Genomic DNA, 14,105 nt, shown 5'->3' with positions numbered 1-14,105 from the left:
ATGGGCGGTCTGTCGGACGCAGGCATCGCGGCCGGGTGACAGCGATCTGGCTTAAAAAGGTCGACTATGCACGATTTATGCAAATCAGCATTTGTCTTCGCGAAAAACTTCAAGCACTATGCGCGTTATGCAAAAACGCAACGTATCTACCGTCTTAAGAGCACTGCTCGACCAGCACGGGATCTCCCCCACGGAGCTTCACCGTCGCACCGGCGTGCCTCAATCCACGCTCTCGCGGATTCTCAGCGGGAAGATCGTCGATCCTTCGGACAAACACATCTCGAAGATCGCCGAATACTTCGCCGTGAGCACCGATCAGTTGCGCGGGCGCGCGGATGTTGCGCCCGCCGCCAACGCCGGACGCGACGAGTTACATTCCGAACTCAAGGACATAAGCCTGTGGGACGACGACACGCCAGTCGATGACGACGAGGTGTCGGTGCCCTTTCTTCGCGAGGTTGAATTGGCTGCTGGATCAGGAAGATTCGTCATCGAAGAGAGCGAACGCTCCAGCCTGCGCTTCGGCAAGCGCAGCCTGCGCCATAACGGTGTGCAGTTCGATCAGGCCAAATGCGTGACAGTACGGGGCAACAGCATGTTGCCGGTGCTGCGCGACGGCGCCACGGTCGGGGTCAACGCCGGCAAGTGCGGGATTGGCGACATCATCGATGGCGACCTTTATGCGATCAACCACAACGGTCAATTGCGGGTGAAGCAGCTCTATCGCCTGCCTACCGGTATCCGTCTGCGCAGCTTCAACCGCGATGAACACCCGGACGAGGACTACAGCTTCCAGGATATGCAGGAAGAGCAGATCGTCATCCTCGGTCACGTCTTCTGGTGGGGCATGTACGCCCGGTAACCTGATTCCTTTCTGACAAAACCCGCCTCGGCGGGTTTTTTTTCGCCTGTAGAAAACCGGCCAACCCTTGAGCGGCGGGGCTTTCATGCATTCGCGCATTTCTTGTGCATAAATAAATGCATTTACGCATTGACTGTATATGCATCCATGCATATTCTTGCCACCAAGCCGCTCGACAAAGCGGCTGGCAACAACAGCTCTTTAGTTCCACAAGAACAGGCAGCGATGAACCGGCCTCAACGGTTCAGAGGGTTGGCAACTGACCCGGGTGTGCAGCGTAAAGCACCAGAAGCAGTTATCCGGCGGGCAGGGACCGCGGTCGGAAAAACAATTTGAATGGACTCGTACCGCGCCAGTAGCGCCGAAAAGTCAGCTTCCTTCACGTACACAGAATTGAAGGAAGGCGAAGGAGCGCATTACTGAAAAGCCCGGCGAGCTGCCGGGCTTTTTGGAATGCCTACCTCAAGAGAAACCGATTGAACCCAACACACACTATTCATCCATCACACCAGGAGGCGTGACATGACAAACGAGCAACAAGCGTTGGCGGACATGCCGATCTGGCTGGTCATTCTGCTCGCCTTGGTGGGCGGCGTATCCGGCGAAATGTGGCGCGCTGACAAGGAGGGCGCCCGCGGCTGGGCGTTGATCCGGCGTCTGGCTTTGCGTTCCGGGGCCTGCGTTATCTGCGGGGTATCGGCGATCATGCTGCTGTATGCCGCCGGTATGTCCATCTGGGCCGCGTGCGCGATCGGTTGCCTGACGGCCATGGCCGGCGCCGACGTGGCCATCGGTCTTTATGAACGCTGGGCTGCCAAGCGCATTGGCGTCTGCGAAATCCCGCCCCGCGACTCACAGTAACCCCTTCACTTTCCTGTCTCGCTGCACGCCGTGCGGCGGGACTTCGCGTGGACATCAGAAAAGGAGGTCAAGCATGCCCACACCGATCCAGCAGCCTTCGCAGCTGTTCACGGCGATGGCGACAGCCTTGCGCAACAGCTCCGAGCTGAACGTGCAGGTCGGCAATCACGATGACTTCACCGCACCCGGCGACAAGGCCTGGGTGCTGATCGACATCGAGCGAAATGCACCGGGAGAGCGCGCCGCCAACGGGCGGATTGCCCATGTGCTGACGCTGTCGCTGCAAGTCATTCCGGCGCTGTCGGCCACGGCGTTTGCCGCCTGTGACCTGATCGCCGCCCTGAAGAATCTGGTCACCGACAACCGCTGGGGCCTGTCCGGCGATCAATGCGATCTGCCGATGAACATTGATGGATTGCCGTCAGTGCTCATCCGCGCCGATCAGCCGAGCAAAGCCTGGACGCTGACTTTCAACCAGACCCTCTACCTCGGTCCGACCCTGCTGGACGACCCGCTCGGCACACCGAAATTCGCCCGTACCTGGGAGGTCAGCGACATCGACGATCCCGACCAATACACCTCGCTGGAGGCCTGATCGATGTTCGACGCATTACTTCGAATGCAGCTGGGTCCGATCATCGAGCGCCTGGCGGAGATGGAAGCGGAGATCGAAGACCTGCACCGGCGCGCCGAGAGTTATTGCCGCATCGGTATCTGTCAGGACGTCGACGCCGCCAGTAACACCTGCAGGGTCAGCCACGGTGGATTGCTCACCCCGGCCATCAAGTTCTTCAACCCGAGTGCCGGCGCGCAGAGCGAGTCGCGGATCCCGACGGTGGGCGAACAGTGTCTGCTGTTCAACTACGGCAGTGGTGAAAGCGGCGCGCAGAGCGTGGCGTTGTTCGGCCTCAACAGTGACCGTTTTCCACCGACCTCGACGGTGCCGACGTTGACTCGTCGCGTCCATCAGGACGGCAGTGAAAGCGGCTACGACGACGCCACGCACACGCTGCACTGGCAAAACGGTCCAGCGGCCTTCAACGGTTCTCGCGAGTCGCTTGAGCTGAGCATCGGGCCGGCACGTCTGGCGATGACCCCGCAAGCGATCAACCTGCAACTGGGCGCGGTCGGCCTGACCATCGACGCCTCAGGCGTGCACTTCAGCGGCCCGTTGGTGGATCACCAGGGCCGCGTCATCAGCCCCTGAATCAAGAGCTTCCCATGATCGGAATCGATAGAGACAGCGGGGCCACGGTCGACGACTGGCTGCAATTCGTGCAGCGCGCGACCCGGGCCCTGACCACGCCGCTGGGCACCCGGCAAAAACGGCCCTTGTACGGTTCGCTGATCCCCACGCTGCTGGGGCAGAACCTGGGCGACGACATCCTGTTACTCGCCCAGAGCCACGCGGCCCAGGCGTTCTATAACCCGCAAAACGGCATCGGCGATTTCCAGCCCGGCGTGATCGTCGCCACCCGACAGGGCGCCGGTTTGCTGCTGCGTTTCGCCGGCACCTGGAAAAACCGCCAACAGACTTTCGAGGTCGTGACATGAGCATGTTGATCCCCGGCCAGAATCAGTTGGCCGAACCCTCCTTGATCAAGGTCGATGCCTTCGAGGATCTGCTCGCCGAGTTCAAGACCTTCGTGGTCGAGTACGTCGGCGCGCGCTCGCCGCAGAGCGCGGAAAAACTCAAGACCAGCCTGGAAAACGAAAGCGAATTGCTGACCCTGGCTCTGGAGGCCTTTTGCGTTCGCCTGCAAACCCACGAACGCAAATACAACGCCCGCATCAAGCAGATGCTGGCGTGGTGGGCCACCGGCAGCAATCTAGATGCGCGGTTGGCGGACATGGGCCTGGAGCGACAGTTGCTCGATCCGGGCGACCCGGCGGCATTCCCGCCGGTGCCGGCGATCTACGAGAGCGATGACGACGCCCGGCTGCGCTATTACCTGGCGCCCCATGCGCCGGCGGCGGGGTCGCGGATGCAGTATCGCCGCGAGGTGTTCACCCTGGGCGAACGGCCGACGGTGAAAGTCGAATCCACCGATGCGGGTGTCGTGAACGTCACCTACACCTTCGACCCGGACGGCCTCGCCGCACAGGTCAAGGACGGCAATGGTCGCCGCACCGCGCCTGGCGAAGTGCAAGTTACCGTGCTTGCCCGCGAGGGCGACGGTACACCGTCCCCGACGTTGCTCGACGGCGTGCGCCGACACTTTGCTCGGCCTGATGTGTGTCCCGAGACGGACAGGGTGACGGTGCAGGCCGCCGAGATTCAGCGCTACAAAATCCGCGTCGTGGCCAAGATCAATTCCGGCCCGGATTCGGGCCTGACCAAGGTCGCTGCGCAGCAACACCTGCAGGCCTACGCCGACAGCTGCCATCGTTTGGAAGGCCGGGTCGATCCGAGCTGGATCGACTACACGCTGCACAGCGCCGGTGCCGTGCAATTGCAGATTCTTGAACCGCTGACGCCCATCGTCTGCAGCGCATTTCAAGCGCCGTACTGCACGGCGGTCGAGGTCGAGGTACAGACGCTATGACCGATCAGACACCGCGTCCGACCCTGCTGCCAGCCAACAGCTCGGCGCTGGAACGGGCACTCGACATCGGCTTCGGCGCATTGCTTGATCGCGTCGCGCCGCCGTTTCCCGAGCTGATGAACCCGGCCTCCACACCCGTCGCGTTCCTGCCGTATCTCGCGGCAGATCGTGGCGTTGCCGAATGGAGCACCGACGCACCGGAAGCGGAAAAACGCCTGACCGTCGAACTGGCCTGGCCCACCGCGCGCCAGGCCGGCACTCGCAAGGCGCTGGAGAACGCCGCCAAGGGTTTGCAGCTCAGGCCGGAAATCCGCGCCTGGTACGAGCAGACACCGCCCGGCGAGCCCTACAGCTTTTCCGTGCGAGCCTTCAGCGAACAACCCTACAGCGAAGAAATCGACACCCGTCTCGACCGACGCCTGGCTGATGCCAAGAGCGAGCGGGACGTGCTGTCGGTGTCGGTCGGCCTCAGCGCCTTCGGCAATCACGTCATCGGCGCCGCGACCTTCTGCGGTGAGCTGACCACGGTTTATCCGGTGTTCCTCGAAGGGCTCGAAACCTCGGGAGAGGCGTTCATGGGCGCAGGCATGTACACCGTCGAAACATCCACTATTTATCCTCAGGGGGCCTGAATGGCTGACTATTACACCCTGCTCACCAACGCAGGGATTGCCTACGAAACCGCCTGCAAGGCGGCGGGCGTACCGATCAAGCTGACGCAGATTTCTGTCGGCGACGGCGGTGGCTCGGTCTACAACCCGGCCGCGACGGCTACCGCGCTGAAACGCGAAGTCTGGCGCGGTCCGCTCAATGCGCTGTTCCAGGACGAGAAGAATCCGAGCTGGCTGCTCGCTGAAGTCACCATCCCGCCGGACGTCGGCGGCTGGTATGTGCGTGAAGCGGGTCTGTGGACCGACACCGGCATTCTCTATGCCATCGTCAAATATCCGGAATCGTTCAAACCGGTATTGGCCACATCCGGCTCGGGCAAAGAGTTCTACATCCGCTCGATTTTCGAGACCAGCAATGCCTCGCTGGTGACGCTGCTGATCGACGACACGGTGGTCAAGGCCACTCGCGCCTGGGTCATGAGCTACCTCGCCGAAGAACTCGGCAAACTCGACGGCAAACAATCGGTACGAGTCGCCGCCACCGCCAACGTGGTGTTGAACGGCGCGCAGCAGATCGACGGCGTGGCGGTGATCGCCGGTGATCGCGTGCTGCTGCCGAACCAGACCCTGGCCAAGGACAACGGCCTGTGGATCGTCGCCAACGGTGACTGGGTTCGGGCCAACGATGCTAACGTCAGCGCCAAGGTCACCCCGGGCCTGACGGTGATGGTGGAGGAGGGAGCGCTCAACGGCGATTCGCTGTGGCACCTGACCACCAATGCGCCGATCACCCTCGGCACTACTGCGCTGACATTCAAGATGCTGGCAGGGCGCACCGGGATTGCTGCCGGGACTTACAAGAGTCTGAGCGTCGACGAATATGGCCGCGCAACGGCCGGCTCGAATCCCGACACGCTGGCCGGTTTTGGCATCAAGGACTCATACACCAAGGCTGAAGTCGAAGCGCTGATTGCCAAGGCGTCCGCTTTGCCGGTGGGTTCGATTGTGGCGTTCCCTGTCGATACGCCGCCACCGGGTTTTCTCGAGCTGGACAACAGCGTCAAGAGCAGCGCGACTTACCCGGACTTGAGCGCCTATCTGGGTGGCAAGTTCAACAAGGGGGATGAGGGTGTCGGGAATTTCCGGTTGCCGGAGGCGCGTGGGGAATTCTTGCGTGGTTGGGATCATGGGCGTGGGGTGGATGCGGGGCGTGCATCTGGCAGTAGTCAGTCAGACAGTCTCAAGGCTCACTACCATTTTCTTCCGACAGGCTCGGGAGGTGGACAGGCCGTTGACCCGAACGGAGAGATTCCGACAGTAGTGTTGAAGGATACGGCTGCTGACTGGGTATTGCGTACGGAAGGTGACAATGCTGAGCTGAGTATCGGTCGTGTAAGAACCTATAACTTCGGCGCCGCTACAGAAACCCGCCCCCGCAACATCGCCGTCATGTGGTGCATCAAGGCCTGGAACGCCCCGGTCAATCAAGGAAACATCGACGTAGCGGCACTGGTCAAGGAAGTTTCCCGGTTGGGATCTGCCGTTCCGGTGGGTGCCGTCATGGCGTTCCCGACAGGTATCGTGCCGCCCGGCTTTCTTGAACTCAATGGCAGTGTGCAGAGCACTTCGACTTATCCGGATTTGGCGGCATATCTCGGCACCACTTACAACAAAGGTGATGAGGGTGCCGGAAACTTCAGGTTGCCGGAATCGCGTGGTGAGTTCCTGCGAGGCTGGGATCATGGTCGTGGTGTAGACCCGGGTCGGGCGATTGGCAGTTGGGCACCTGATGAGCTGAAGTCTCACGTTCACCAAGTTGACGCGCCTGCCAATCCGAGCGGATTTGGCCAGGACAAGGTCGCTCGTGGCAACCGCTCCGACAGCAACGGAACACCACAGACGACTGCCACTGGCGGTTCGGAAACCCGTCCGCGCAGCATTGCAGTCATGTGGTGCATCAAGGCCTGGAACGCGCCGATCAATCAGGGAAACATCGACGTCGCCGCACTGGCCAATGAAGTCGCACAGCTCAAATCTTCCGTTCCGGTCGGTGCTGTCCTGTCGTTTCCAACGGGCGTCGTTCCTGCCGGTTATCTGGAGCTGGACGGCAGTGTGCAAAGCATTGCGACCTATCCGGATCTGGCGGGTTATCTCGGCACAAAGTTCAACAAGGGGGACGAAGGTGCGGGCAACTTCCGGTTGCCGGAATCTCGCGGTGAGTTTCTGCGTGGTTGGGATCATGGTCGCGGTGTTGACGCTGGTCGGACAATCGGTAGCTGGCAAAAAGCGACGTTGGTTGCGCACGATGCGGTGACCTCGACAGCGCAGGCTATCCAAGCTGCCGCCTCATCTTGGAAACTCAATCCAGACAATAGTGGGAAGTCTCACCCGGTACTTGGAGGCGACGTTGCCTCTGCGGCCGACTATCCTTCCGCATTTTTCTCTTCTGGCGAAATCACCTCCCCTGTATCGCTGAATCAGGCGGCGCTGTTTACTGATGGGCACCTAGTTGGCACCCGTCCGCGCAACCTCGCCGTCATGTGGTGCATCAAAGCCTGGAACGCACCGGTCAATCAGGGAAGCATTGATGTCGCAGCGCTGGCTCCTCTGGCCCAGCAAGCGACCGAAATCAAACAAGGCACAGCCAAACTCGCCACTCAGGCGCTGACCGATGCCGGGGCTGACGACACCACAATCGTGACACCCAAAAAACTCCGCTGGGGATTTCAGATTCTCAAGGAAATCAACGGGTACATCATTTTCCCGTCCTGGCTCGGTGGCCTGATCATTCAGTGGGGCAGGGTCTCCGGAAATGGTGGTACGGACATCGCCACTGCCTTCCCGATTGCTTTTCCAAATGGCATGTACAGCCTGAACGCGACGTTGAACTACACACCAGGGTCGGCAGTGAACGGGTATGTGGATGTCGGTGTGTCAAATCTCACTTCGTTTTATGGAAAACATACCTTTCCCGGGGTCACGGTCTTTCATTGGGTCGCGGTGGGCAGTTAAGGAGAGATCATGAAATACGCACTGTTTGACGAGAATTCGAACTTGCAAACCTGCCTGATTGAAGGGGTTCACCCGATCCCCGCGTCGGCAGTCAAAGTCGATGACAAGTTGTTTATCAGGTTGACCCAGGAAGCCGACGGCATCTGGCGTCGAGTAGGCGATGAAATTGTCAAAACGCCTTTCCCACAAGTAACTCCTGATTATGCGCAACGGGTCGCCGATGAGCGCTATGAGCGGGAGGACGCGGTCGTTTCTGTGGAAGGTCTAACTGTTGCAACCTCCCGTGACAGCGCGGGGATGATCTATGGCGCTGGCATCTCGGCGATCCTCGATCCTGATTACCGCTGCAACTTCAAAACGCTCGAGGGTTTCGTCGAGATCGGCGCGCAGCAGATTCTCGCGATTGCCAAAGCTGTCAGGGCACACGTGCAGGCTTGTTTCGACCGCGAACTGGAATTGCTTCAGGCAATCGAGGATGGCACGTACTCCGATGAAATGCTCAAGGAAGGCTGGCCCGATTCCATGCCAGTTTCACCGACCTCCGAGCCTCAATAAAACGCCCCGCACCCCGGGGCATTTTCTTGTCCGCCCAACACATTCAACACCCGCCAAGCCCCTCCCAACGAGGGGCTTTCCCGTTTATGGAGAAACGAAAAATGGCAACCCGCCAAACCTACACCGTGCTCGTTCCATTCCCCACCGGCGGTGGGCACTGGTCAAGCGTCGGCCAGGAACTCGATCTGCTCGATGTCGAGGCCAGTGCGCTGCACAGCGCCGGTCGACTGGAGCTGAAAACAACTACCACCAAGGCCGTGAAGGCCGCTGCCAAGAAGGCTGACTGACTATGGCTGAGGTTCTGAACTTCGAGCACAACGGCATTACCGTCAATGCCACCGAATCCCCCGAGGCCATGGGTGGCCTGGGTGACAACGTTATCGGTCTGGTCGGCACCGCGCCGAAAGCCGATCCGCTGATTCCGCGCAACGCACCGTTTCGCATCAACAGCTTCACCACCCACGCGCTGCTCGATCCGACAGGTTCGGAAGAGGGCACCCTGTACCACGCCGTTTACCAGATCCTCAAAGTGGTCAAGGTGCCGGTGTACGTGGTGATCGTCGAAGCGGGCGCGACCCCGGCCGATACCGTCAACGCGGTAATCGGCGGCGTTGAACCGGCCACCGGCCGCAAGCTTGGTCTGGCGGCACTGGGCAGCGTCCCGGAAGACCTGACCATCATCGGCGCGCCGGGCTTCACCGGCACCAAGGCGGTGGCCAGCGAGTTCGCCTCGTTCGGCAAGCGCATCAAGGCCCGTGTGGTGCTGGACGGCAAGGACGCCTCGGTCGCCGATCAGGTGCTGTACAGCCAGGAACTGGGCGGTGCCGACCTCGGTTTCGACCGTTGCCTGGTGGTGCACAACATGCCGGCCGTGTACTCGAAAGCCGCGAAGAAAAACGTATTCCTCGCGCCATCCAGCCTGGCGATCGCCGCGCTGGCCAAGGTCAAGCAATGGGAAAGCCCGGGCAACCAGGTGACCTACGCCGAAGACGTGTCGCGGGTCGTTGAGTACAACATCCTCGACACCTCCACCGAAGGCGATCTGCTCAACCGCTACGGCGTCAGCTACTACGCCCGCACCATCCTTGGCGGCTTCTCGCTGCTGGGCAACCGCTCGATCACCGGCAAGTTCATCAGCTACGTCGGTCTGGAAGACGCCATCAGCCGCAAGCTGGTGAAGGCCGGCCAGAAAGCCATGGCGAAGAACCTGACCAAGTCGTTCATGGATCAGGAAGTCAAACGCATCAACGACTGGCTGCAAACCCTGGTCGCCGACGAAACCATTCCCGGCGGCAGCGTGTACCTGCACCCGGAACTGAACAGCGTCGAGAAGTATAAGAACGGCACCTGGTACGTGGTCATCGACTACGGTCGCTACGCGCCGAACGAACACATGGTTTATCAACTCAACGCCCGCGATGAAATCATCGAGCAGTTCCTGGAGGACGTTCTCTAATGTTTACCAACCGCGTAAGACAGGCCATCGCGGCCACCCTGCAAGGCCTGCCGTTGTCGGCGACCGTTGAGGAATTCACTCCGCCGAAGATCGAATTCGATGTGGAAGAGATGCGTGGCGGCCGTTTCATCGTCGAAGAAATGGCCAAGGGCGGCAAAGCGCTCAATGCCAAGTTGACCCTGCAAGGCATGGGCACCGAAGTCATGCTCGCACTGGGTGTGAAGCTGGGCGACGACATCCTGCTGAACGTGCGTGAAGGCGGTCAGGATCAGGATGGCAACACCTGGTTCACCTACCACACCGTCGGCGGCAAGCTGAAATCCCTGGAGGAAACCGCGGTGAAGATGGGTGAAAAACCCAAGACCAACCTGGAGCTCTCCTGCCGCACCTACAACCGCCTGGAAAACGGCGTGCCGGTGATCGACATCGACGTGCGCACCCAGAAGTTCGTGCTCAACGGCGTCGACATCCTCGGTGATGCCCGTCGTGCGGTGCTGATGCCGTAAGCCTCGGCCAAAGGCAATCACAAAACCCTGCGGGAGTGGGCAAACCCCGCTCCCACAAGGGACTGCAACACCCCCTCAAGAATTACCAAGGAATTCATACATGTCGTGGATGCCACCCAAGCATGACCTGTTGTCGCCGATTACCGGCGACGACGGCTCGCAGATCGAATCGATCCAGCTCAAGCCGTTGTTCTACGCCGCCCAGAAAGAAGCGCTGGAACGCGCAGGCGACGATGAAGACGACCAGTTCTTCGAACTGGCGCTGCTGGCCACCGGCTTGTCGGTCAAGGAACTCGACCAGCTCAAGCGCCCGGACTACGTGACCATCGCGCAGTACGTGCACGAATTCTCGACCCGTCCGGCATCGTTCTTTCTCGAACAGGTCGAAGACGCGGAAAAATCCGACGATCCCGACCAGGTGCAACTGCTGCAACCGCTCGCCGTCACCGGTCGCACCGTGACCTCGCTGAGCCTGGAAATGCCGGCGCTGCGGGCCACCAAAGTGATGAAGAAACTGAAAACGGCCAAGGAACGCGCCGAGTTCATCACCGCCCATTGCACCGGTCTGATGATCCCCGATCTGGCCCTGTTGAGCGTGCCGGACTGGACGCAATTGCAGGTGCGCATCGACGATTTTTTAAACCAGCCGGCGGCCTTCTTTCAGAACGCGACATCGAAGTAATCCTCGATATCGTGCCGCTCATTTACCCGGTAAGTGAGGCGGAAATTCTGGAGTGGGACGCCGAAAAGGCGTTGCGCCGCTACGACATAGCGATCACTCGCCTTGGCGTGAAACAGGAGTAGAGCGGCATGGCAGACACGAAGTACGCGCCGATGCTCGCCAGCGAGACTGGAAGCATGGCGTTCGGCAACGCCAGACTGGCGGGCGGATCGATAGCGCCCGACAGCCTCGGCACACCGCTGGTGGATTTGAGTTTGGCACTGGCTATGGCCAGTGCGGATATTCGTTTACTGACCCAGGAGCAGATCAAGCTTCGAGAGCTGTTGGCCAATCAGCAATCGCTGTTCAAGGTGAGTGCTGCATCCCCGGCTGCAAGCGCCGAACCAAAGTCAAAACTCAAGGCCGAGATCGAGCAGCGTCCACCTCCTAAGCTCATGCAATCAGCCATGGCCAACGAGACGGCGCTTGTCGAACTCAATCAGTTGCTCAAACTGAGCAGTGATCAGCTTCAAGCGCACTCGCAGAGCACTCTGGAACTCGCCAGCGAGAAACAGATATCCGCCAGTGGTGCGACCAACGCGGATCTGTTGCAAGTGCAGCTTGCCGGAGCCAGATCCGGCATTGCCGATGGTGCCAAAGGTGACCAGCGGGCGAACGAACTGAAGTGGTTCTCCCATGATGCCGCAATCAACGCATCGGCATTCAGGATGGACGTCAAGACGGCTGGCGAAATGCTCGCCGCGTGGCGTTCCTCGCTGAAGCTGGATCAGTATCAAAGCCAGGATCTTGCGGATGCAACGACCTACCTCGGCAATAGCGGTCTGGATGCCAAGGCCGCCGACATCGGTTCGGTGGTGCAACGTTCCGGCGAGAGTGCGATTGCCGCCGGATTGACGCCCGAACAGGTCGCCGCATTGGCGGCGGCTCTACTCAATAGTGGTGCGGACAAGGAGGGCGCCAGCGCCGCGCTCAAGGGCATCACCTCGATGCTGGCCAAAGGCGGGGCGGTATCGACTGAGCAGCGAAGAGCCTTGACTCAGTTAGGGCTTGATCCTCAATCGCTGTCCGAGGGTATGAGGAAGGATGCACCTGCTGTAATCAACTCGGTTCTTGCTGCACTTAACGAGCAGCCTGTGCAAGAGCGGGCAGCACTGACGAAGACGCTGTTCGGCGAAAACGACACCCGAGTTCTCGAACTGCTGAAGAAGCCGGACGATGTAAAAAACGCGTTCTCGCTGGTAGCCGACAAGCACAAGTACGCAACAACGGAGCTTGGCGCGGGCGAAGGTGCTGCGGCGAAGTCTGCAGAGGCGTTCGGCAATACTTCGCAGGGTCGCTGGAATGCGCTGGACGCAAGTCTGACCCGGTTGACCACTGCATTCGGCACGGCGCTTGCGCCCTTGGCTGACGGTGCCGCCGTAGTGCTCACCGCACTGGTCAACGGTGTGAGCACAGCGGCAGAAACGTTCCCGGCCCTCACGGCAGGGCTGGCCTTGCTCGGCGTAGCAGCGATGCCGTTTGTGGGAGGCGCGTTGAAGTCCGGTGTGGCTTCGGTACTCGACGTGGTTTCCACGAAGCTATTACGCTTGGCTACCGCGCGAATGCCTTCGGATATTGCCGACGTAATAGCCGGTGATGACAACGTTGGCGACGGCCGCAAAAAAGGAAAGGCGGGGCGTGGATCTGGCCGGCGCGCATCTTCTGCTGCACGACAGCGCAGCACCGCTTCCAGGGCTCGTGGGGGCGGTCGTTTGAGTGGTGTGACGGCCAGAATCGCACCCATGTTCGACGATGCGCTCACCCGATTCAGAATGGTTGGCGATGTTGTCAAAAGCGCCATGCCGAGCCGGCTGAGCGGGGCTGGCGCGAAAGTCATGTCATTGGCAGAGGGTTTGGGGGGCAAGCTCATGCCGTCGGTTGTCAAGGCATTGCCTGCCATCAAGCTTGGTGCACCTCTGGCCATTGCTCACGCTGCCTATAAAGGGTTGAAAGGCTGGCGCGAAGGTGATGACAAAGCGGTAAAGGGCGCGGCCGGTGAACTGGCCGGAACGGCGATTGGCGCTACGATCGGTACTTTCATTGCGCCCGGCATCGGAACCTTCATTGGTGGCACACTGGGTGGAATAATCGGGTCTTATGTGGGGGAGCATCAGGCGACGCCGCCTGAAGACAAGCTCTCCCCGCCAGCGGAAGTCGCCAAGGACCTGTCCGCGGCGCAAATGCAAACACCAACGCCACTTCCGCAATTCACCTACGCACCTTCAGTTCATGTCAGCGGCAGCGAAATGCTCAGTTCCGAGAAAGTCGGCGCGATGCTTTCGCAGGTGCTTGAGTCGCACTTTACGTCCCAATTTGTCCCAGGTGTGGCCGGCAATGCCCTCTCCATACGCCGCGACGCAGCCCTGACCGATGGAGTCGCCCGATGAAACAACAAATGGCACTGGGCAGTTTCATCTTCGGTCTGTCCCGGGATTTTGCGTACAGCACGCTGTCGCGAAAATCCGAGGGTGGCTGGACCGAGTTGCAGATCCTCAACAGCAAACCCAGATCCCATCAGACAGGGCAGAAGCCTGAAACCCTGACCATCTCCGGCACCTCGATGTACGCCGTGGGGATGGAACGGCTCGATGAACTGCGTGCGCTGCAAGCACTGCGTGCACCGTTGCCGTTGATTGACGGCATTGGCCGCAACTGGGGTTTGTGGCGGATCAACAGCATCGACGAAAACCAGAGCGAGGTCATTGATGACGGGACCGCGATGGTAATCAAGTGGGTCATCGGATTGTCGGAGTTCAACAATGCGTAAGGTACGAAGCATGGCCGGTGACTCGGTGAATCTGTTGCTGTACCGCGAAACCGGTCGCAGCGATGACAGCGCCGAAGAAGCCCTGTGGACACTCAACCCGACCCTGGCCGAGCACGGCCCGATCCTGCCGGCAGGTGTCTGGGTGACGCTGCCGGAACTCGACAGCAGACCGGCCGCAATCAAACCGGTTCTGGCCTGGGATTAAGGA

Annotated in this window: 16 protein-coding genes; all 16 read left to right on the top strand. The window is 60.3% G+C overall.

Annotated features, from left to right (window positions below):
* Positions 1–127 precede the first annotated feature (127 nt).
* The 16 genes from L6D74_RS21115 to L6D74_RS21040 all read left to right on the top strand — a co-directional run bounded on the left by L6D74_RS21115 (position 128) and on the right by L6D74_RS21040 (position 14,102).
* Positions 128–862 carry an XRE family transcriptional regulator gene (locus tag L6D74_RS21115; RefSeq protein WP_041475154.1) on the top strand — a complete coding sequence of 245 codons (735 nt, stop codon included), beginning with the start codon at positions 128–130 and terminating at the stop codon, positions 860–862.
* 522 nt (positions 863–1,384) lie between these two features.
* Entirely contained in the window at positions 1,385–1,723 is a 339-nt protein-coding gene (locus L6D74_RS21110; RefSeq protein WP_064593815.1) for a phage holin family protein, read from the top strand.
* Positions 1,724–1,796: 73 nt separating this feature from the next.
* Positions 1,797–2,318, top strand: coding sequence for a hypothetical protein (locus L6D74_RS21105; protein WP_236190249.1), 522 nt, complete (start codon positions 1,797–1,799; stop codon positions 2,316–2,318).
* A gap of 3 nt (positions 2,319–2,321) precedes the next feature.
* A complete protein-coding gene (locus L6D74_RS21100) occupies positions 2,322–2,930 on the top strand; it encodes a phage baseplate assembly protein V (protein ID WP_064593819.1) in 609 nt (202 codons plus the stop codon).
* Between the two features lie 14 nt (positions 2,931–2,944).
* Positions 2,945–3,277 (top strand): hypothetical protein, encoded by a 333-nt coding sequence (locus L6D74_RS21095; RefSeq protein ID WP_007954853.1) that lies wholly within the window; start codon positions 2,945–2,947, stop codon positions 3,275–3,277.
* On the top strand, positions 3,274–4,269 hold the full coding sequence (locus tag L6D74_RS21090; protein ID WP_085612308.1) for a baseplate J/gp47 family protein: 996 nt from the start codon (positions 3,274–3,276) through the stop codon (positions 4,267–4,269). Before L6D74_RS21095 ends, L6D74_RS21090 begins: the two co-directional genes overlap by 4 nt.
* Complete coding sequence (locus L6D74_RS21085) at positions 4,266–4,901, top strand: phage tail protein I (protein ID WP_236190248.1); 636 nt, start codon at positions 4,266–4,268, stop codon at positions 4,899–4,901. Before L6D74_RS21090 ends, L6D74_RS21085 begins: the two co-directional genes overlap by 4 nt.
* The gene (locus tag L6D74_RS21080; RefSeq protein ID WP_236190247.1) at positions 4,902–7,892 is read left to right on the top strand and encodes a phage tail protein; all 2,991 of its coding nucleotides are present in this window, start codon (positions 4,902–4,904) and stop codon (positions 7,890–7,892) included.
* A 9-nt stretch (positions 7,893–7,901) separates the two neighbouring features.
* The gene (locus tag L6D74_RS21075; RefSeq protein WP_236190246.1) at positions 7,902–8,447 is read left to right on the top strand and encodes a DUF4376 domain-containing protein; all 546 of its coding nucleotides are present in this window, start codon (positions 7,902–7,904) and stop codon (positions 8,445–8,447) included.
* Between the two features lie 101 nt (positions 8,448–8,548).
* Positions 8,549–8,734 (top strand): hypothetical protein, encoded by a 186-nt coding sequence (locus L6D74_RS21070; protein ID WP_064593825.1) that lies wholly within the window; start codon positions 8,549–8,551, stop codon positions 8,732–8,734.
* Positions 8,735–8,736: 2 nt separating this feature from the next.
* Positions 8,737–9,903, top strand: coding sequence for a phage tail sheath protein (locus tag L6D74_RS21065; protein ID WP_074691321.1), 1,167 nt, complete (start codon positions 8,737–8,739; stop codon positions 9,901–9,903).
* On the top strand, positions 9,903–10,409 hold the full coding sequence (locus tag L6D74_RS21060) for a phage major tail tube protein (RefSeq protein WP_007954868.1): 507 nt from the start codon (positions 9,903–9,905) through the stop codon (positions 10,407–10,409). Before L6D74_RS21065 ends, L6D74_RS21060 begins: the two co-directional genes overlap by 1 nt.
* A 100-nt stretch (positions 10,410–10,509) precedes the next feature.
* Positions 10,510–11,091 carry a phage tail assembly protein gene (locus L6D74_RS21055; RefSeq protein WP_064593827.1) on the top strand — a complete coding sequence of 194 codons (582 nt, stop codon included), beginning with the start codon at positions 10,510–10,512 and terminating at the stop codon, positions 11,089–11,091.
* A gap of 128 nt (positions 11,092–11,219) precedes the next feature.
* On the top strand, positions 11,220–13,517 hold the full coding sequence (locus tag L6D74_RS21050) for a phage tail tape measure protein (RefSeq protein ID WP_236190245.1): 2,298 nt from the start codon (positions 11,220–11,222) through the stop codon (positions 13,515–13,517).
* Positions 13,514–13,897, top strand: a complete 384-nt coding sequence (locus L6D74_RS21045; RefSeq protein ID WP_064379038.1) for a phage tail protein — start codon at positions 13,514–13,516, stop codon at positions 13,895–13,897. Before L6D74_RS21050 ends, L6D74_RS21045 begins: the two co-directional genes overlap by 4 nt.
* Positions 13,890–14,102, top strand: coding sequence for a tail protein X (locus L6D74_RS21040; protein ID WP_236178364.1), 213 nt, complete (start codon positions 13,890–13,892; stop codon positions 14,100–14,102). The genes L6D74_RS21045 and L6D74_RS21040 overlap by 8 nt, the downstream gene beginning before the upstream one ends.
* Positions 14,103–14,105: the final 3 nt, after the last annotated feature.

It is taken from the genome of Pseudomonas pharyngis (assembly GCF_021602345.1).
Lineage (GTDB): Bacteria > Pseudomonadota > Gammaproteobacteria > Pseudomonadales > Pseudomonadaceae > Aquipseudomonas > Aquipseudomonas pharyngis.
The sequence above is the reverse complement of the archived record's forward strand: the minus strand, read 5'-3'. Positions and strand labels throughout refer to the sequence as shown.